We start from the raw sequence: 18,573 nt of genomic DNA on the forward strand, positions 1-18,573 counted from the left end.
CCTCGCGCTCACCGAACCACCAGGCTGTCGAGGTAGCTGGCCAGGTTGCGCCGCATCTCGGCGATCGAGTCGCCACCGAACTTCTCCACCGCCGCCTCGGCCAGCACCAGCGCCACCATGGCCTCGGCGACGACCGCCGCCGCCGGCACCGCGCACACGTCGGAGCGCTGGTTGATCGCGGTGGCCGGCTCGCCGGTGGTCACGTCGATCGTCGCGAGGGCCCGGTTCAGCGACGAGATCGGCTTCATCGCCGCCTTCACCCGCAGCGGCTCGCCGGTGGTGATGCCGCCCTCCAGGCCGCCGGCCCGGTCGGTCACCCGGCGCACCCCGGTCGCCGTCGGCATGATCTCGTCGTGCGCCTCGGAGCCGCGGGAGCGGGCCTGCTGCCACCCGTCACCGATCTCCACGCCCTTGATCGCCTGGATCGACATCAGCGCGGTGGCCAGGCGGGCGTCGAGCTTGCGGTCCCACTGCACGTGGCTGCCCAGGCCCGGCGGCACCCCGTACGCGAGCACCTCGACCACGCCGCCGAGCGTGTCGGCGGCCTTCTTCGCGGCATCGACCTCGGCGACCATCCGGGCGCTGGCCTCGGCGTCGAGGCAGCGCAGCGGGTCGGCGTCGATCCGGGCCGCGTCCTCCGGCGTGGGCCGCAGGCCGGGCTTCACCGCCACCGGACCCAACTCCACCACGTGCGAGACGATCTCGACGCCGAGCGCCTGCCGAACCAGCGCCTTGGCGACCGTGCCGACGGCGACCCGGGCGGCGGTCTCCCGGGCGCTGGCGCGCTCCAGGATCGGCCGGGCGTCGGTGTGCCCGTACTTCTGCATGCCGGCCAGGTCCGCGTGGCCCGGACGGGGGCGGGTCAGCGGCGCGTTACGGGCCTGACTCGCCAGTTCGTCCGGGTCGACCGGGTCGGCCGCCATCACGGTGCGCCACTTCGGCCACTCGGAGTTGCCCACCCGGATCGCCACCGGGCTGCCCAGCGTCACGCCGTGCCGCAGCCCGCCGATGATCTCGACCTCGTCCTGCTCGAACGACATCCGGGCGCCCCGGCCGTAGCCGAGCCGGCGCCGGGCCAGTTCGCCGGAGATCTCCCCGGTGGTCACCTCGATGCCGGCGGGCACCCCCTCCAGCAACGCGACGAGGGCGGGTCCGTGCGATTCACCTGCAGTCAGCCAGCGCAACACAGCGGTCAGTGTGTCACGCCGGGTGGTCGCCGCCGCACGCCGGTCGCCGCGTCCCGCCCACCGGACAGGCCGCCTCCGCGCGCTGATCTCCCAGCAGAGGGCGGTGGCGTTAACAGGGGGCCCTTCCTCTACCGGAGGCGTTAAGAAGGGGCCCTTCCTTAAACCGCAAGCGCGGCGCGCATCGCGGCGCGCGGCGCGGCGACGCCGGTGAAGTGCTCGAACTGCCCCACCGCCTGGGCCAGCAGCAGGTCCAGCCCGGAAACCACCCGGCAGCCGGAGGCCAGCGCGGTGGCGGCGAGCGGCGTCGGCCACGGGTCGTAGACCACGTCGAAGAAGACCGACTCCGGCCGCCAGTCGAAGTTGTCCGCGAGCGGGTCGGCGACACCCTTCGGCACGGTCGAGATCACCAGGTCGGCCCGGGCGTGCGCGGGCGCACCGTCCCACTCCGCGCCGGCCAGCGGCACGCCGGCCGCCTCCGCGACCGGGCGCAGCTCGTCCACCGCCTCGGGCCGGCGGGCCACCACCGTCACCTCGGCCGCGCCGATCCGGGCCGCCGCCGCGATCGCCGCCCGGGCGGTGCCGCCGGCGCCGAGCACGGTGACCACCGCCCCGGCCACGCAGCCGGCGCCGGTGAGCACCTCGACCATGCCGGTCACGTCGGTGTTGTCCGCGTACCAGGTGCCGTCGGGTCGGCGTACCAGCGTGTTGGCGGCACCGACCGCGGCGGCGACCGGCGAGACCTCGTCGGCCAGCGCGAGCGCCGCCTCCTTGCCGGGCATGGTCACCGACAGCCCGGCCCACTCCGGGCCGAGGCCCGCGACCAGGCCGGGCAGCTCGTCCGCGCCGGCCTCGATCGTCGTGTACGACCAGCCGGTCAACCCGGCCGCCGCGTACCCGGCGGTGTGGATCGCCGGGGAGAGCGAGTGGGCGATCGGCTTGCCGACCACCGCCGCACGGTGGAGGGCGGCCATCAGATGATCCCGGCCTCCTTGGCCTTCTGCTCGTTGCGCTTCTGTTCCTCGTAGGTCTCGGCGAAGGCCGAGTGGCCCTCCTTGTCGATCGCCACGAAGAAGAGCCACTTGCCCGGCGGCGGGTCCATCGCCCCTTCCAGGGCCTGCTTACCGGGGTTGTTGATCGGCGTGGGAACCAAGCCGCGCAGCTTGCGGTTGTACGGGTTCTTCGGGTTGTCCAGCTCGGCGGGCGTCATGTCCTTCGACGCCTTGGTCTTCTGGCCGGTCAGCTCCAGGTAGTAGTTGACCGTGACGTCCATCTCCAGGCAGTTGCAGTCGAACTCGCCGTAGACCCGGTTGTAGGCCACTCGTGCGACCTTGCCCAGGTCGTCCTTGTTGCCCGCCTCCGCCTGGGCCAGCGACGCGACGATCAGCGCCTCGTACGGGCTGACCCCGCCGCGCTCCTTCTGCACCCGGTCGGCGAACTGCATGCCCGCGGTAACCGTGAGGAAGTTGTCCACCATCAGCTTGAGCACCGACTCGGCGGTGGCCTTCGGCGGGATCTCGTAGGTGTCCGGGAAGAGGAAGCCCTCGATGGACGGCTTGACCTTCTTGCCGTCCGAGCGCTTGAACCACCAGTCCGGCACACCCAGCGCCTCGGGGTCCTTCGCCGCCGTCTCGAAGTCCTTGACCGGGATGTCCGTCTTCTCGGAGAGCAGCTTGTAGACGTTCTTCGCGGTGCGCCCCTCGGGGATGGTCAGCCCGTTGACCACCTTGTTCTTCAGGTCGAGCATGGCCGCGACCGCCGCGTCACCGCTCATCTGCTTGCGCAGTTTGTAGGTGCCGGGCTGGATGTTCTTGCTGCGGGAGTTCTCCTCCGCCGCCTCGATGAACGCCTTGGTGCTCTTCACCACGTCCGCCGCGACCAGCGCGTCGGCCATGTCGGCGAGCAACGCGCCCTGCTTGATCTCGACGATCGCCTCGCCGGTGCCGGAGCCGTCGTAGTCGGGGGTGACGAAGTAGTTCTGCACCCGGTCGAAACCGTAGAACGCGCCGCCGCCGATGCCGCCGAGCAGGATCAGCGCGAGCGCGAGGGCGAGGAGGGTCTTGCCCCGGCCGCCGCCGGACTTGCCCTGCCGCCGGCGCACCGCGCCGCGCCGGTGCCGGCCCTTCTCCCCCCTCTCCGTCTCGTCGAATCCCAGGTCAAGGTCGTCGATCATTGCGTCCGCCTCCGCTGTGCGTCCAGCCAGCTCTGCAGAATCTCCACCGCGGCGGCCTGGTCGACCACCGCCCGTTGGCGCTTTCCCCGGACGCCCCGTTCGGCCAGCCTACGACTCGCGACGACGGTCGACATCCTCTCGTCCGTCAGCGTCACCGGAATCGACCCCATTACATCGGCCAAACGGGTGGCATAGGCCGAGACGTTCGCCGCCGCCGGGCCGTGCTTTCCGGCGAGGTTGACCGGCAGCCCGACGACGACCCCGACCGCCTCGTGCTCGGCGGCCAGCCGAACCAGCTCGGCCATGTCGGCGGGCACCGCGTCCGGCTCGGCGCTCAGGTCGCGGGCCAGAGTGACCAGCGGGGTGGCGAGGATGCCGTGCGGGTCGCTGCGGGCCACGCCGACCCGGACCTGGCCGACGTCCACACCCAGCCGAACGCCACGGGCGAACTCGGTCATCGGCCGCCACACCTCCGAAGCCGGTACGGGCCAGGGCGGACCGGGAGGTCCGCCCTGGCGTCGATCAGTGCGCTCATGCCGTGCTGGCTGGGCATGCCCTCACGGCCCTCGCTCCGCTCGGTGCGTTCGCTCATGCCGTGCCGACCGGGCATGCCCTCACGGCCCTCGCTCCGCTCGGTGCGTTCGCTCATGCCGCGTCCGCGACCGCCTTCTCCACCGTGACCAGCAGGTTCGGCGCCTCCGTGGCGGGCAGTCCGCCGCCCTGGGCCAGGTCGTCGCTGCCGCCGCCCCGCCCGGAGAACGCCGCCTTGACCAGCTCCTTGGCGCTCAGGCCCCGCCCCCGGGCGGCCTGGTTGACGGCCACCACCAGCGACGCCTTGCCGTTCGCCCGGGCCGCCACCGCGACCACCGCCGGGCGGGCCGCGTCGATCCGGCCCCGGATCTCCTGGGCCAGGGTCCGCACGTCGTTGGCCGCCGCGCCCTCGGGCGCCTCGGTGCCCACGTACGCGACCCCGCGTACGTCCTTCGCCTGCGCCGCGAGCGCGCCGGCGCCGCCGAGCACGAGCTGGGCGCGGAGCTTCTCCAGCTCCTTCTCCGCGTCGCGCAGCTGGGTGACGGTCTGCTCCACCCGGTCGGCGACCTGCTCGCCGGGCACCCGGAACATCTCGGCCAGCCGGGACACCAGCAGGTGCTCGCGGGCCAGGAAGCCGAACGCGTCCATGCCGACCAGCGCCTCGATGCGGCGTACGCCGGAGCCGACCGACGCCTCGGAGAGGATCTTCACCAGGCCGAGCTGGGCGGAGCGGGCCACGTGCGTGCCACCGCACAGCTCGCGGGCGTAGTCGCCGACCTCGACGACCCGGACCCGCTCGCCGTACTTCTCGCCGAACAGGGCCATCGCCCCGATCCGGCGGGCCTCCTCCTGGCTGGTGACGAACGCGTGCACCTCCAGGTCGGCCAGCAGCACCTCGTTGACCTGCTGCTCCACGTCGTGCAGCACGCTCGGCGCCACCCCGGTCGGGGTGTTGAAGTCGAACCGCAGCCGGCCCGGCGCGTTCAGCGAGCCCGCCTGGGTCGCCGACTCGCCGAGGAAGTTGCGCATCGTCTGGTGCACCAGGTGCGTCGCGGTGTGCGAGCGGGAGATCGCCCGCCGGCGCGACACGTCGATCTCGGCGTACCCGGTCTCGCCGGTGCGGACCTCGCCGCGCACCACCCGGGCCCGGTGCACGATCAGGCCGGGCACCGGCTGCTGCACGTCGAAGACCTCGACCTGGCCGCCGCCGACCGTGATCAGGCCCTGGTCGGGTTGCTGCCCGCCGCCCTCGGCGTAGAACGGGGTGGTGTCGAGCACCAGCTCGACCGTGTCGCCCTCGACCGCCGCCGAGATCGCGGCGCCGCCGGACAGCAGCGCGCGCACCCGGGACTCGCGGTTCAGCTCGGTGTAGCCGGTGAACTCCACCGGGCCGCCGCCGTCGAGCACCGACCGGTACGCCGACACGTCGGTGTGCCCGGTCTTGCGGGCCTGCGCGTCGGCCTTGGCCCGGCTGCGCTGGTCGGCCATCAGGCGGCGGAAGCCGTCCGCGTCGACCTGCAGGCCCTGCTCGGCCGCGATCTCCAGGGTCAGGTCGATCGGGAAGCCGTACGTGTCGTGCAGCTGGAACGCCTTGTCACCGGAGAGCGCCGGCTTGCCCGCCGACTTGGTCTCCGCGATCGCGGTGTCCAGGATCGTGGTGCCGGCGCGCAGCGTGGCGAGAAACGCGTCCTCCTCGGCGTACGCGTACTGGGAGATCCGGCCGAAGTCCTCGGCCAGCTCCGGGTACGACGGCGCCATGCAGTCGCGGGCCACCGGCAGCAGCTCCGGCAGCGCCCGGTCCTGGTAGCCGAGCAGCCGCACCGCCCGGATCGCCCTGCGCATGATCCGCCGCAGCACGTAACCCCGGCCCTCGTTCGACGGGGTCACGCCGTCGCCGATCAGCATCAGCGCGGTGCGCACGTGGTCGGCGATCACCCGCAGCCGCACGTCGTCCGGGTGCGACTGGTTGGCCGCGTGACCCGAGTGCGCGCCGTAGCGCTTGCCGGTCAGCTCGGCCGCCCGGTCCAGGATCGGCTTGACCTCGTCGATCTCGTAGAGGTTGTCCACGCCCTGCAGCAGCGAGGCCATCCGCTCCAGGCCCATGCCGGTGTCGATGTTCTTCGCCGGCAGGTCACCGAGGATCGGGAAGTCCTCCTTGCCGGTGCCCGGGCCGCGCTCGAACTGCATGAAGACGAGGTTCCAGAACTCCAGGTAGCGGTCCTCGTCGACCTCCGGACCACCCTCGCGGCCGTACTCCGGGCCGCGGTCGTAGTAGAGCTCCGAGCACGGGCCGCACGGGCCGGGGATGCCCATCGACCAGAAGTTGTCGGCCTTGCCCCGGCGCACGATCCGCTCGGTGGGCACGCCGGCGGCCCGCCAGATGTCGTACGCCTCGTCGTCGTCCAGGTAGACCGTCGCCCAGATCCGCTCCGGGTCCAGCCCGAAGCCGCCCGCCTCGACCGACTTGGTGGCCAGGTCCCAGGCGAGCGGGATCGCCCCGTCCTTGAAGTAGTCGCCGAAGGAGAAGTTGCCGTTCATCTGGAAGAACGTGCCGTGCCGGCTGGTCTTGCCGACCTCGTCGATGTCCGGCGTCCGGATGCACTTCTGCACGCTCGTCGCCCGCGCGTACGGCGGGCTCTGCTGGCCCAGGAAGTAGGGCACGAACTGCACCATGCCCGCGTTGATGAACAGCAGGTTCGGGTCGCTGATGGCGGGCAGCGGAGCGGACGGCACCACGGCGTGCCCGTTCGCCTCGAAGTGGGCGAGGAACCGCCGCTTGATCTCCGCCGTCTTCATCGCTGGTGCTCCTCCGGGAAAATCTCTCGGTCGCCGATCCGCGGGTCCTCCCGCAGCTCGGCGAACTCGTCGTCGTACGCCTCGCCGCGGGCGAAGGCCTCGTGGATCTCCTGCTCACGCTCGGCCATACCGACCCGGACGTCGTCCACGAAGGCGCGCACCGACTCGACCAGCCCGCCGGCGGACTCGGACAGCCCGCTGGCGATGCCCGCCGGGGTGTACGCCTGCGCGGTCCGGGTGGCCTTGCGGACCACCAGGACGCCCACGGCCAGCCCGATGCCCAGCCAGAACAACCGCCTCATGCTCTCATCCTTCCGCGTACGCCGGTCGGGGTCAGCGGTTGCCGCGCCTGGCGGCCCGGCGCTGCTGCTTGATGGTGTCGCGCACCTCGCGCTCGGTCTCGGCGTGCCGGCGGGCGGAGGCGGCCTTGCGCACGCCGTAGCCGAACGCGGCCACCTTGACCAGCGGGTTCGCGGCGGCGGCGGAGACCACGGTCGCCAGGTTCGCCACGTTCGCGGTGACGTTCTGCGCGTGCGTGGTCATCGTGTCCACCTTGGCGAGCTGGAGGTTCACCCCGTCCAGCGAGGTCTGCACCTGCTCCAGCGCCACGTTGACGTTCTTCACCGTGGTGTTGACGTCTCCGAGCAGCGGCGCGGTGCGGTCGTTCAGGTCACCGATCATGCGGGTCGTCGCGTCGACGGTGTGCCGCAGCCGCAGGATCGGCACCGCCAGCACGAGCACCAGCATCAGGAACGCACCGGCCGCGATCAGCGCAGCGATCTCTCCACCACTCACGCGCATGTCCTCCTCAAGCAGTGTCCCGGCGCCGGACGGCTCCGGGACGCGCGACCGTCCCTACCCACTTCGCGCCACGCCGACCCGGTCACCGGGCGCGGGCGGGCGCGCCAGCCCCAGACCCTACCGTCCGTGATGGAAGTCGGCTCACGACGGTGAGGGGGTCGGCTCGCCGAGCGGGTCGTCGGTGAGGGTCGGGTAGGGATCCTCTCCGGTGAGTGACGGATCGGTGGTCGGTGTCGGCCCGGTCCGCTCGTCGTCGATCGCGTTACGGACCTTCACCGACACCAACGAGCCGGTGCACGTCGCCGCTGCGGGCGCGGGCGGCGCGGACGGCGCCGGTTCCCCGTCCACCGGCGGCGGGGTGCAGGCGGGGTCCCGGACCCACAGGTCGAGCGTGAGCTCGTCCCGACGCCAGCAGGTGTAGCTGCCCTCGACCTTCTCCTCCGGGCAGCGGTCGACCTTCCAGCGTCGCCAGCCGTCCTTGGCCAGGGCCGCCTCGTAGACCGTCACCGTCTGCTTCCAGCCCTGCTCCGACTCGACCGCGCGTTCCCGCAGCCGGCAGTCCTGCAGGCACCACCGGCTGCCGCTGACGTTGTCGACCGTCTTGGTGGCCGCCCAGGACGGCACGTCGAGCGCGTCGAGGGTGTCGAAGACCGGGTCGCGGCTGAGCGTGCGCATGCCGAAGTAGAGCGGCACCGCGCCCAGCAGCACGAGGCTGACCAGGGCGAGGATGCCCATCCGCAGTCGACGCCGCTCGCGTACCTGCCGGCGCAGCTCCGACCGGGCGCCGCGCAGACCGCCGGCCGCCGCGTCGTCGTCGGGGCCGGCCGGTCGCGGCGCCGGCGCCTCGCCGGGCCGGATCCCCGCCGGCTCCACCGGAGGTACGACCGCGGCGGCCCGGGCCATCACCGGCACGCCCGGTCCCGGCCCGCCCGGAGCCGGCCCCATCGATTCGGGGGCGGGCGGAACGGCCCGGCCGGTGGTGCGCTCCTCCGGCCCGGCGGGGCGGGCCACCCCGGCCGCCGCCCGAACGGGCGCCGATCCAGCGACCGGCCCCGGGGCGACCACCGGGCCGGTGGACGGTCCCCGGGTGCCCGGGCGGGGCGGACCGCCGGCGCCGGGCGCGACGGCGTCGTCGGGACGGGCCGGTCCACGCCCTCCGGGACGGCCGCCACCGACCGGCATGCCACCGGACCGTTCGGGGTCACCGGGCGACGCGGGTCCGCCCGGCCCCACGGGACGACCCGGGCCGTCGGCGGTGCGGTCGCCGGCGCCCGGCGGCACGCCGGGACCGGTCGGGCCACCCGGACGGTCACCCACCGGCGGGGCGCCGGGACGACCCGCGCGGTCACCCGCCGGTGGGCCTCCGGGACGACCCGCGCGGTCGCCGGCGGCCGGGGCGACGCCCGGACGGGCCGGTCCGCCACCGGCCGTCGGCGGCGCGCCGGTGCGGGCGGCGCCCCGGACGGGACCGGCCTGTTCGGGTCGGACGGGCGGCGCGGCCGGGCCGGGCTGCTCGGTGCGTACCGGCGGCACGGCTGCCCCGGCACGGGCGCCCGGACCGCGGTCGGTAGCGCCGGGGCGGGCACCCGGCCCGTCCGGGGGCGCGCCGGCCGGACGACGGGCGGCCGGCATGGCGGGGTCGGTGTGCGGCGTACGACCGGCCTGCCGCAGCCAGTCGGCGGGGCGCTCCGGCCGCTGCGGTCGCGGCTCGCCGTTCTCGTCGCGGGCGGCCCGGCCCGGTGCGGCGGGGACGGAACCGGAGCGGTCGGCGGCGTCGACCGGGTCGGGCGCGGCGCGCCGGCCGCCGGCCGGGGTGCGGCGGGAGCCGGGCCCGGGCGCCGGGCCGCCGGACACCGGGGCGGCGGGACCCGCGCCGGGCATCTGCGGCGCGTTTCCGCTGCGCGGGACGGCGGGTGGCCGGTCCGGCTCGGCGGCCCGCCGACCGGCGCCCGAGACGGGCCGCGCGGCCGGATCGACCGGCGCGCGGTGGCCACCGGCCGCGGCCGGATCGTCCGGGCGGGCCCGCCGCCCGCCGGCGGAGGCCGTACGGGCGGCCGGGTCGGGACCGGCCGGATTCGGGCCGGCGCCCTCCGGGGCGGCGCGACGGCCGGCGCCGGACACCGGTCGCGTGGCGGCCGGAACGTCGTCGGGCCGTGCCCGACGACCCGCCCCGGACACGGGACGGACGCCGGAGTCGTCGGGCAGCGCACGGCGTCCACCGGGCACGGGCGGCATCCCGGGGTCGGTGCGCATCGGGTGGGTTCCGCCGGGAGCCTCGGCGCCGTGCCGGCCGCGCGGGGTGGGTGGCACCGCGACCGGCTGGTCGTCGCCGTCCCCAGGCCGGGGTCGGCCCGGCGTGGGATCGGGTCCCCGTCGTCCGGCGGGCGGCGGGCCGGCGGGCGGCGGGCCGGCGGGACGGCCGGCTACCGGCGGTTGCGATCCGGTGGGCCCGTCCGTGCTCCGGCTGTACCGGGAACCGGCCGGCCGGGGCGCCTCGGGCACACCGGGCCAGGGACCGTCGACGGGGCGACGCGGGGCGGCCGGATCGGGTCCGCCCGGGCGGACCGGCGGGGCGGCCGGTCCGGCCATGTCGGGGTCACGGCGCGCAACCGGAGGACGCGGCCCGGGGCGGCCGCCGCCGGGCGTCTCCGGACCGGGGCGGCCGCCACCGCCCGGGACGGCCGCGCCGGCACGACCGGGCGAGGTGGGCATCTCGCCGCCGGGCCGGCCGGGGGCGGCGGGCATATCGCCACCGGGCCGGCCGGGGGCGGTGGGCATTTCGCCACCGGGTCGGCCGGGCGCCGGGGGCCCGGCACGACCGGCGCCGGGGGGCGGCGCACCGGGACGACGGGACGTCGGAGGCATCGGCGCGCCGGGGCCGCCGGGCGGCGGCGTCATCGGGTCGGGGCGGCCGGCCGGTGGCGCGGTCGCGTCCGGGCGACCCGACGGCACGCTCGGGCCGGGACGGCCCGACGGCGGCGCGTCCGGACGAGCGGCGGCGGGCGGGTGGGGCCGGCCGGGAACGGGCGGCGGAGCGGTCCGGGCGGCCGCCGGAGGCGGCGGACCGGTCACCGGCGACGAACCCGGTCCGGCCGGCGGCATCGCCGGGCCGGGACCGGGCGGAGCCGGCGCGGCGGGACCGGCGCCCGGTCGGGGCGGCCGGCCCGGCTCGGGCACGGGTGCGGGCGGGGCGCCGGGGCCCGGTGGCCGACCCGGTCCCGGGACGGGACCGGCACCGGACCGAGGGCCCGGACCCGCCGGCGTCTCCCCCTCCGGGCCCAGCTCGCCCCGTTGCTGCTTGGCCGTGCGCAGGTCGTCGATCCAGCCGAACTCCTCGCCGGCGACGGCCGGATCCGGCTCCGCCTCGGCCCGGCCGCGCCCCCACCGGCGGCCCTTGGCCCGCGGATCGCGCCGCTCGTCGGGGCCGTCCGCCGGCCGCTCCGGACCACGCGCCATCACTACTGACCCCCCTCGGTGACGTCGCCGCCACCTTCGCTCGCCCCGCTGGCCTGCTCGGTGCCCCCGCCGGGCCCCCGGTCGGGGCGCCCGCCCCCGCCCGGGTCGCGGGTGCCGGCAACCCCCGGACGATCCGGCGCAGCACCGGCAGCCGGGTGGCGACGGCCCGCTCCGCGCCGTGCCCGCTGGGCCGGTAGTAGTCCGTCCCCACGAGATCGTCCGGAGCGTACTGCTGGGTGACCACCCCCCGGTGGTCGTCGTGCGGGTAGCGGTAGCCGGCCCCGTGCCCGAGGCCACGGGCGCCGGAGTAGTGGGCGTCACGCAACCCGCGCGGCACCGACCCGCCCCGCCCGGCGCGCACGTCGGCGACGGCGGCGCCGATCGCGGTGGTGGCCGAGTTCGACTTCGGCGCGGTGGCCAGGTGGATGACGGCCTGGGCGAGGTTGAGCTGCGCCTCGGGCAGGCCGACGTATTCCACGGCGTGGGCGGCGGCGGTGGCCACCGTCAGCGCGGTGGGATCGGCCATCCCGACGTCCTCACTGGCGAAGATCACCATCCGCCGGGCGATGAACCGGGCGTCCTCGCCGGCGACCAGCATCCGGGCCAGCCAGTGCAGCGCCGCGTCCACGTCCGAACCGCGCATGCTCTTGATGAACGCGCTGGTCACGTCGTAGTGGGCGTCGCCGTCGCGGTCGTAGCGCACGGCCGCCACGTCGACCGCCTGCTCGGCCACGGCCAGGTCGATGCGGCCGGCGCCGAGCGCGGTCGCGGTGGCCGCCGCCGCCTCCAGCGCGGTGAGCGCCTTGCGGACGTCACCGCCGGCGAGCCGGACGAGATGGTCCTCCGCCTCCTCGGCCAGGGTCAACGTGCCGCCGAGGCCGCGCTCGTCGGCCACCGCGCGACGCAGCAGCCCGCGCACGGCGTCGTCGTCGAGCGCCTGGAGGGTGAGCAGCACGCAGCGGGAGAGCAGGGGCGAGATGACTGAGAAGTAGGGGTTCTCGGTGGTCGCCGCGAGCAGCGTGACCGTGCGGTCCTCGACGGCGGCGAGCAGCGAGTCCTGCTGGGTCTTGCTGAACCGGTGCACCTCGTCGATGAAGAGCACCGTGGGCGGGCCACCGGAGCGGCGCTGCCGCCGGGCGGTCTCGATCACGGCGCGGACGTCCTTCACGCCGGCGGTCAGCGCGGACATCGCCACGAAGCGCCGGTCGGTGGCCCGGGCCACGAGGTGGGCGATGGTGGTCTTCCCGCTGCCGGGCGGGCCCCAGAGGATCACCGACATCGGTGTCGCGCCCTCGACCAGCTGGCGCAGCGGCGCGCCGGGGGCGAGCAGGTGCTCCTGCCCGACCAGTTCGTCGATGCCGGCCGGCCGCATCCGGACGGGCAGCGGGGAGTCGGCCCGGGCGGCGGTGAACCCGTCGACGCCACCGGAGCCCGCGGGTGCGCCGGGCGCTCCGGCGGGCTCGCCGAGGGTGAAGAGGGCGTCGGATTCCATCACGAGAACAGTACCGGGCCGGACCGACGGCGCCGGAATCGCGCCGCCGACCCGACCCGGGTGGTCGTTTCCGGTCAGCCGCGGCCCGGACGACGGCCGCGGTACCAGCGGCCGCCACCGCCACCGCGCGGGCCGGAGCCGACGCCGGCCAGGTAGAGCGAGAGCAGCAGGAAGCCGATCAGGCTGAGGGTCCAGTTGTTGAACAGGTCCGGCGCGCCGAAGTTGGTGTTCAGGAAGTCCAGCAGCAGCGCGAAGCCGAACACGATGGCCGCGAGAATGGCGAGCATGTCGTTCCTCCGGTGGGGGTTCCCAGTAGGTCGGCGAGGGATGTACCCGATCGGTCTGTTCGTCAATCTCCACCGTGGAACGGCTCGCCCGGGCGGGTGTCTAGGCTGACGACATGATCACTGCCGACCCGGCGCTGACCGGGCGCGAGGCCCTGCTCGCCGCCACCGGCCACCATCCGTACGCCCGGCACGCGCTCTGGCGCGACCAGGAGGCGCGGGGTTGGCGACGCGACGGCGCGGTGGGCTGGCTGCTCCCCCCGGGACAGGGGCCGGCGGGCGGCGCGCTCGGCGCCGCCGGGCCGGCGCTGGAGGTCTTCGCCGGCCTGCGGGCCGACGGAACGCTGCGCGCCGGCCAGTCGGTGCACCTGCCCCGGACCGCGCCGGCCGAGGTGGCCGCCCGCCTTCCGGTGGCCCGCCTCGACGAGTGGGACTTCCTCTGGACCACCGCGCCACCACCACCGCAGCCGGCGCAGGACCGGGTGGTCCGGCTCACCGGGGCCGACCACCCCGCGCTCGCCGCGCTCGTCGAGGAGGCGTTCCCCAGCTCCACCTCCCAGCCCGGCGACCCGCGCGTGGTCGACTGGTACGGCATCCGGGACGGTGACCGCCTGGTGGCCTGCGGCGCGGACCGCAGCCGCGGCGACATCGGTTTCGTGGCCGGCCTGACCGTCGCACCCGGGCGCCGGGGCCGAGGGCTGGGCGCGGCGCTGACCGCCGGGATGACGGCGGCGCTGTTCGCCCGGTACGACCACGTGGCGCTCGGCGTCTACACCGCCAATGTCGGCGCGATCCGGCTCTACCGCCGGCTCGGCTTCACCGGCACCGAGCCGCGCACCTCGGTCCACCTGGCCTGACCTCGCCGGGCGGCCAGGCGGCGGGTCCGGGGACGGGGGTGCGGTGGTGACGAACCTGACGACCCGGACGGATCGGGAGCCTCGTAGTCCCGCGCCCCGCCCGGGTCGTTCGTGTCACCAGGTTCGTCGTCGCCGACCGACCTCCCGGCCGGTCAGGCGGGCCGGTCGGCGGCGCCGGCCACGGCCGGCCGGTCCGACGTCGGCACACCGGCCACCGCGCCGGGACCGACGAGGGCTTGATCCGGGCCGGTAGGGCCGCCGACCGGGCCGGTAGGGCCGTCCGCGGCGGCCCGGCCGGCGCGCCAGGCCGGCAGGTAGAGCGGCGCGGCCACGGCGAGCACCACCGCGCCGACGAGCATGGCGACCCCGACGCTCGTCGCGTCGGCGAGCGCGGTCAGCACCACCGCACCGAGCGCCCCTGCCGCTCCGGCCATCATCGAGTTCAGCGAGAGCACGCTGGTCCGGTAGGGACCGTCGACCTGCCGGTGCAGCAGGCCCTGGTGCAGCGGGTTCGAGGCGCCGTGCACGGCGTAGCAGGCCAGGTAGGCCACGAGCACACCGACCGGGCCGGCCAGCAGGCCCATGCCGACCACCGTCGCGCCCTGCAGGATCCGCATCAGCGCGGCGGCCGGCGCGGCGCCGAGGCGGCGCAGCAGGAGCGGGGTGAGCGCGGCCCCGGCCGCGTTGGCCAGCCAGGCCGCGGAGCCGGCGGGGCCGAGCAGCGCGGCCGCGCGGTCGGCGTCACCGACCACCTCGGACAGCCGGACCGGCAGCAACGACTCGAACGTGACCATCCCGAAGCCCCAGAACAGCTCGACCGCGACCAGGGCCAGCAGCACCCGGTTGCGGCGCAGCAGACCGACGGCCTGCCCGACCATCCGGGGCGCCTCGACCACCGAGGCGCGCAGCGCGGCCGGGCCGGAGGCGGGTCGCCGTTCGACGAGCAACGCCAGCAGCGCCGCGATCGAGACCGCCTGGAGCACGACCGCGACCAGCACCGGCAGGGTCAGCGCGCTGACCGGACCGACCGGTCCGAGCGCCACCAGACCACCGCTGAGCAGCGCGCCCGCGCCGATCGCGACGCCGACGACGGTGCCGGCCCAGCCGAGGCCGCGTTCGTACTCGGCGGCCGGGTCGGCGGCCAGCGTGGCGTCGACGTACCAGGACTCCAGCGGGCCGCTGTCGAGCGCCCGGTAGACACCCTGCAACGCCCAGACCAGGAAGAACATCCAGAACGAGTCGGCCACCGCCATGAGCGCGAGCGAGGCGAGGCAGACCACCCAGGCGGCCAGCAGCACCGGCTTGCGGCCGAGCGCGTCGGCGAACCCGCCGGTGGGCAGCTCCAGCGCCAGCACCACCAGGCCCTGCGCGGTGAAGACCAGGCCGATCTGGGACAGCGAGAGCCCGCGCTCCTGCATGAGCAGGATCATCACCGGGATCATCAGGCCGGCGGGCAGCCAGCGCAGGCCGAAGAGGATGAGGTAGCGGGACCGGACCTGGCGTACGGACAGCGCGCTCACGGCTTCTCCCCGGCCGGCGGCAGCACCGTGCTCAGCGGGAAGGCGGCCAGGTAGAGCTGGACCATCTCGGCGTCGGGGTCGTCCGGGTCGGTCTCGTCCCGGTGGCGTTCGAAGACCGCGAAGACCTCGGCCTTGATCGCCTCCAGCCGGGCGGCCGGGATCCGCATGAAGAAGTCACCCATGCCGTACGCGTCGCGCCAGGCGGGCGACCACTCGTGGCGCCCCGCGAACCAGCGCTCCGCGTGATGGGCGAAGAAGCGGACGTAGTCCTCCTCGATCCACTCGATGGCGGCCCGCGCGTCCGGGTCGTCGTCGAAGTCGGAGGCCTCCCAGCTGGTGGCGTCGTGCGCGGCCCGCCAGTAGCGCTGCCGGCCGGTGCCGAGGTTCGGGTCCTCGACCACGAGGCCCACCTCGGCGAGCTGACGCAGGTGATAGCTGGTCGCGCCGGTGTTGGTGCCGAGCATCTCGGCGAGGGCGGTGGCCGTGGCGGGGCCACTGACCCGCAGCGCCCCGATCAGCCGCATGCGCAGGGGCTGGGCCAGGGCGCGCACCTGCCGGTGGTCGATGCGCACGGCGCGGTCCTCGGTCCGCTCTCTCTTCTGTTCCTCCATGAGTTGCACAGTATCTGTGCACACATTACATGCACAAGAGTCTTGCAAAGAAAGTGTGCAACTAGCCGTACAGCTCGGCGACCCCACGCAGCCGGGTCCGCAGCAGCCCGACGGCGCGGGCGGAGTCCAGCACCACCTCGGCCGGCCGGTGCAGGCCGGCGCCCGCGATCGTGGTCGTCCTCAGTGAGCCCGCGTCCACGCCGTCGTGCCGCGCCACCAGGACTCCCAGCTCGGCACGGCTCACCGCGTCCGGCCCGGCCACGTTCAGCAGCCCGGCGTAGTCGCCCGGCACCAGCTCCAGCACGGCGGCGGCCAGGTCGGCGACGTGGACCGGGCAGCGCAGCTCGTCGGTGAAGAGCGTCGCCCGGCCGGCGAGCGCGTCCCGGCAGAGCTGGATCTGCTTGCTCCCCTCCCCCAGGATCAGCGACGTCCGCACCAGCGCGGCGCCCGGATCCACCGCCCGCACCGCCGTCTCCGCCGCCGCCTTCGCCGCCCCGTACGCGTGCAGCGGCGTGGGCACGTCGTCGTCGGCGTACGCCGTCGGCCGCCCCGCGTGCAGCGCGTCGCTGGACAGGTGCACCAACCGCGCGCCCACCTCGGCGGCGGCGACCGCGATGTGGGCCGCCCCGTCCGCCGTGACCGCCCAGTCGTCGTACCGGTAGGGGGTCGCCACGACCGCGTCGGGGCGTACCCGGGTCAGGAGCTCACGCACGGCGGCGCGGTCGGTCACGTCGAGCCGGCGCGGCGCGACGCCCGGCACCCCGACGGCGGTCGAGTGGTAGGTGCCGACCACCCGATGCCCGGCGGCCACCGCCTGCCGGCACACCTCGCCACCGAGAAGGCCGCTGGCGCCCACCACGAGCAGGTTCATCCGTCCCCCTGAAGATCGAAAAGGCCCGCGTCATCATGACGCGGGCCTTTCGACGAAGCCAGGATCAGGTCGGGTCGGCCACCGGGGCGGCCGGGCCGGCGGTGCCGGCGTGCGGGCCGACCGGCGCCTTCGGCTTGGCGTCGATGCCGGCCTCGGCGCGCTGCTGCCCGGTGATCGGGGTCGGCGCGCCGGTCAGCGGGTCGAAGCCGCCACGCGTCTTCGGGAACGCGATCACCTCGCGGATCGAGTCCGCGCCGGCCAGCAGCATGCAGACCCGGTCCCAACCGAACGCGATGCCGCCGTGCGGCGGGGCGCCGTACTTGAACGCCTCCAGCAGGAAGCCGAACTTGTCCTGCGCCTCCTCGGGCGTGATGCCGAGCAGGTCGAACACCCGCTGCTGCACGTCACCCCGGTGGATACGGATCGAGCCGCCACCGATCTCGTTGCCGTTGCAGACGATGTCGTACGCGTAGGCCAGCGCCCGGTCCGGCGCCTCCTCGAAGCGGTCCACCCACTCCGCGTTCGGCGAGGTGAACGGGTGGTGCACCGCGGTCCAGCCGCCCTCGTCCGTGCGCTCGAACATCGGCGCGTCGACCACCCAGCAGAACGCCCACGCGCTCTCGTCGACCAGGTTCGACCGCTTGGCGATCTCGATCCGGGCCGCGCCGAGCAGCTCCTGCGCCTCCCGGGTGTTCGTGCTCGCGGCGAAGAAGACCGCGTCACCGGGCTTCGCGCCGACCGCGTCGGCCAGGCCGGCCAGGTGCGCCTCGGACAGGTTCTTGGCCACCGGGCCGCGCGCCTCGCCGGTCTCCGCGTCCAGCACCACGTAGGCCAGGCCGCGCGCGCCGCGCGCCTTGGCCCAGTCCTGCCAGCCGTCCAGCTCCTTGCGGGTCTGGCTCGCGCCGCCGGGCATGACCACCGCGCCGACGTAGCCGCCCGCGTCGATCGCGCCGGCGAACACCCGGAACTCGGTGCCGCGCAGGTAGTCGGTCAGCTCGGTCAGCTCCACGCCGTAGCGCAGGTCCGGCTTGTCGGAACCGTAGCGGGCCATCGCGTCGTGCCAGGTGATCCGCGGGATCGGCCGAACGATCTCGTGCCCGGCCAGGTCCTTCCAGAGCGAGGAGACGATCGCCTCGCCGAGGTCGATCACGTCGTCCTCGGTGACGAACGACATCTCGATGTCGAGCTGGGTGAACTCCGGCTGCCGGTCGGCCCGGAAGTCCTCGTCGCGGTAGCAGCGGGCGATCTGGTAGTAGCGCTCCATGCCGCCGACCATGAGCAGCTGCTTGAACAGCTGCGGCGACTGCGGCAGCGCGTACCAGCTGCCCGGCTGCAGCCGCACCGGCACCAGGAAGTCGCGCGCGCCCTCCGGGGTGGAGCGGGTCAGCGTCGGCGTCTCGATCTCCAGGAAGTCCCGCTCGTGCAGCACCGTGCGGGCGAGCTGGTTGGCCTTCGAGCGCAGCCGCATCGCCTTGGCCGGGCCGCCCCGGCGCAGGTCCAGGTAGCGGTACTTGAGCCGGATGTCGTCGCCGGCCTCGATCTGGTCGTCCACCGGCAGCGGCAGCGGCGCGGCCTCGGAGAGCACCTCCAGCGCGGCGGCGGTCACCTCGACCTCGCCGGTCGGCAGGTCCGGGTTCTCGTTGCCCTCGGGGCGACGGGTGACCTCACCGGTGACCTTGACGCAGAACTCGTTGCGCAGCGCGTGCGCGTCCTCCTCGCGGAAGACCACCTGCACGACGCCGGAGGCGTCGCGCAGGTCGACGAAGATGACACCGCCGTGGTCGCGCCGGCGGGCCACCCACCCGGCGAGCGTCACCGTCGAGCCGGCGTCCGCGGCGCGCAGGCTTCCGGCATTGTGGGTACGGATCACGGCTGGCGTCTCCTCATCTGGTCCACGACTGCTTCCCGCATTCTGTCAGGGCGGACCGGCCGGCTCCCGGGCACCCGTCGCAGCGGCCCGGCCCGGGTGTCCGGCAAAGCCGGGCCGCGACCCGGGC

General features: G+C 75.1%; 15 protein-coding genes. 1 reads left to right on the top strand and 14 read right to left on the bottom strand.

The window, feature by feature from the left end; translation table 11 throughout:
* Positions 1-8: 8 nt before the first annotated feature.
* The 10 genes from aroC to COO58_RS14600 all read right to left on the bottom strand — a co-directional run bounded on the left by aroC (position 9) and on the right by COO58_RS14600 (position 12,720).
* Positions 9-1,187: a chorismate synthase gene (gene aroC, locus COO58_RS14550; RefSeq protein WP_091578068.1), complete on the bottom strand. Its 1,179-nt coding sequence runs from the start codon at positions 1,185-1,187 to the stop codon at positions 9-11.
* A gap of 158 nt (positions 1,188-1,345) precedes the next feature.
* A complete protein-coding gene (locus COO58_RS14555; RefSeq protein WP_091578070.1) occupies positions 1,346-2,158 on the bottom strand; it encodes a shikimate dehydrogenase in 813 nt (270 codons plus the stop codon).
* Positions 2,158-3,357: an endolytic transglycosylase MltG gene (gene mltG, locus COO58_RS14560; protein ID WP_098745354.1), complete on the bottom strand. Its 1,200-nt coding sequence runs from the start codon at positions 3,355-3,357 to the stop codon at positions 2,158-2,160. The genes COO58_RS14555 and mltG overlap by 1 nt, the downstream gene beginning before the upstream one ends.
* Positions 3,354-3,815 carry a Holliday junction resolvase RuvX gene (gene ruvX / locus COO58_RS14565; protein ID WP_098746361.1) on the bottom strand — a complete coding sequence of 154 codons (462 nt, stop codon included), beginning with the start codon at positions 3,813-3,815 and terminating at the stop codon, positions 3,354-3,356. The genes mltG and ruvX overlap by 4 nt, the downstream gene beginning before the upstream one ends.
* Positions 3,816-4,002: 187 nt before the next feature.
* Entirely contained in the window at positions 4,003-6,684 is a 2,682-nt protein-coding gene (gene alaS / locus COO58_RS14575; protein ID WP_098745357.1) for an alanine--tRNA ligase, read from the bottom strand.
* Positions 6,681-6,986, bottom strand: coding sequence for a DUF6167 family protein (locus COO58_RS14580; protein WP_091578080.1), 306 nt, complete (start codon positions 6,984-6,986; stop codon positions 6,681-6,683). Before COO58_RS14580 ends, alaS begins: the two co-directional genes overlap by 4 nt.
* Before the next feature lie 31 nt (positions 6,987-7,017).
* Positions 7,018-7,479, bottom strand: coding sequence for a DUF948 domain-containing protein (locus COO58_RS14585; RefSeq protein WP_091578082.1), 462 nt, complete (start codon positions 7,477-7,479; stop codon positions 7,018-7,020).
* 147 nt (positions 7,480-7,626) lie between these two features.
* Positions 7,627-8,430, bottom strand: a complete 804-nt coding sequence (locus COO58_RS31225; RefSeq protein ID WP_369700204.1) for a hypothetical protein — start codon at positions 8,428-8,430, stop codon at positions 7,627-7,629.
* Between the two features lie 1,651 nt (positions 8,431-10,081).
* A complete protein-coding gene (locus COO58_RS30800; protein ID WP_255292624.1) occupies positions 10,082-12,433 on the bottom strand; it encodes a replication-associated recombination protein A in 2,352 nt (783 codons plus the stop codon).
* A 74-nt stretch (positions 12,434-12,507) separates the two neighbouring features.
* Positions 12,508-12,720 carry a hypothetical protein gene (locus COO58_RS14600; protein ID WP_091578088.1) on the bottom strand — a complete coding sequence of 71 codons (213 nt, stop codon included), beginning with the start codon at positions 12,718-12,720 and terminating at the stop codon, positions 12,508-12,510.
* Between the two features lie 113 nt (positions 12,721-12,833).
* Between COO58_RS14600 and COO58_RS14605 the strand changes: the two genes are divergently transcribed.
* Entirely contained in the window at positions 12,834-13,574 is a 741-nt protein-coding gene (locus COO58_RS14605) for a GNAT family N-acetyltransferase (protein ID WP_098745359.1), read from the top strand.
* Between the two features lie 152 nt (positions 13,575-13,726).
* Here the strand turns inward: COO58_RS14605 and COO58_RS14610 are convergent, their stop codons facing one another.
* From COO58_RS14610 to aspS, 4 genes are all read right to left on the bottom strand, one after another.
* A complete protein-coding gene (locus COO58_RS14610) occupies positions 13,727-15,094 on the bottom strand; it encodes an MFS transporter (RefSeq protein WP_091578092.1) in 1,368 nt (455 codons plus the stop codon).
* The gene (locus COO58_RS14615; RefSeq protein ID WP_091578094.1) at positions 15,091-15,705 is read right to left on the bottom strand and encodes a helix-turn-helix transcriptional regulator; all 615 of its coding nucleotides are present in this window, start codon (positions 15,703-15,705) and stop codon (positions 15,091-15,093) included. The genes COO58_RS14610 and COO58_RS14615 overlap by 4 nt, the downstream gene beginning before the upstream one ends.
* Before the next feature lie 61 nt (positions 15,706-15,766).
* Complete coding sequence (locus tag COO58_RS14620) at positions 15,767-16,576, bottom strand: sugar nucleotide-binding protein (protein WP_098745361.1); 810 nt, start codon at positions 16,574-16,576, stop codon at positions 15,767-15,769.
* A gap of 64 nt (positions 16,577-16,640) precedes the next feature.
* On the bottom strand, positions 16,641-18,446 hold the full coding sequence (gene aspS, locus COO58_RS14625; protein ID WP_098745362.1) for an aspartate--tRNA ligase: 1,806 nt from the start codon (positions 18,444-18,446) through the stop codon (positions 16,641-16,643).
* Positions 18,447-18,573: the final 127 nt, after the last annotated feature.

The sequence above is a fragment of the Micromonospora sp. WMMA1996 genome (assembly GCF_002573675.1).
Taxonomy (GTDB): domain Bacteria; phylum Actinomycetota; class Actinomycetes; order Mycobacteriales; family Micromonosporaceae; genus Micromonospora; species Micromonospora sediminicola.

Bases quoted from the DNA above. Each gene is read 5' to 3' on its own strand.
- ruvX (WP_098746361.1), bottom strand. From the start codon at position 3,815: ATGACCGAGTTCGCCCGTGGCGTTCGGCTGGGTGTGGACGTCGGCCAG.
- mltG (WP_098745354.1), bottom strand. From the start codon at position 3,357: ATGATCGACGACCTTGACCTGGGATTCGACGAGACGGAGAGGGGGGAG.
- COO58_RS14615 (WP_091578094.1), bottom strand. From the start codon at position 15,705: ATGGAGGAACAGAAGAGAGAGCGGACCGAGGACCGCGCCGTGCGCATC.
- COO58_RS30800 (WP_255292624.1), bottom strand. From the start codon at position 12,433: ATGGAATCCGACGCCCTCTTCACCCTCGGCGAGCCCGCCGGAGCGCCC.
- COO58_RS14620 (WP_098745361.1), bottom strand. From the start codon at position 16,576: ATGAACCTGCTCGTGGTGGGCGCCAGCGGCCTTCTCGGTGGCGAGGTG.
- COO58_RS31225 (WP_369700204.1), bottom strand. From the start codon at position 8,430: ATGGGGCCGGCTCCGGGCGGGCCGGGACCGGGCGTGCCGGTGATGGCC.
- COO58_RS14580 (WP_091578080.1), bottom strand. From the start codon at position 6,986: ATGAGGCGGTTGTTCTGGCTGGGCATCGGGCTGGCCGTGGGCGTCCTG.
- alaS (WP_098745357.1), bottom strand. From the start codon at position 6,684: ATGAAGACGGCGGAGATCAAGCGGCGGTTCCTCGCCCACTTCGAGGCG.
- COO58_RS14605 (WP_098745359.1), top strand. From the start codon at position 12,834: ATGATCACTGCCGACCCGGCGCTGACCGGGCGCGAGGCCCTGCTCGCC.
- COO58_RS14600 (WP_091578088.1), bottom strand. From the start codon at position 12,720: ATGCTCGCCATTCTCGCGGCCATCGTGTTCGGCTTCGCGCTGCTGCTG.
- COO58_RS14555 (WP_091578070.1), bottom strand. From the start codon at position 2,158: ATGGCCGCCCTCCACCGTGCGGCGGTGGTCGGCAAGCCGATCGCCCAC.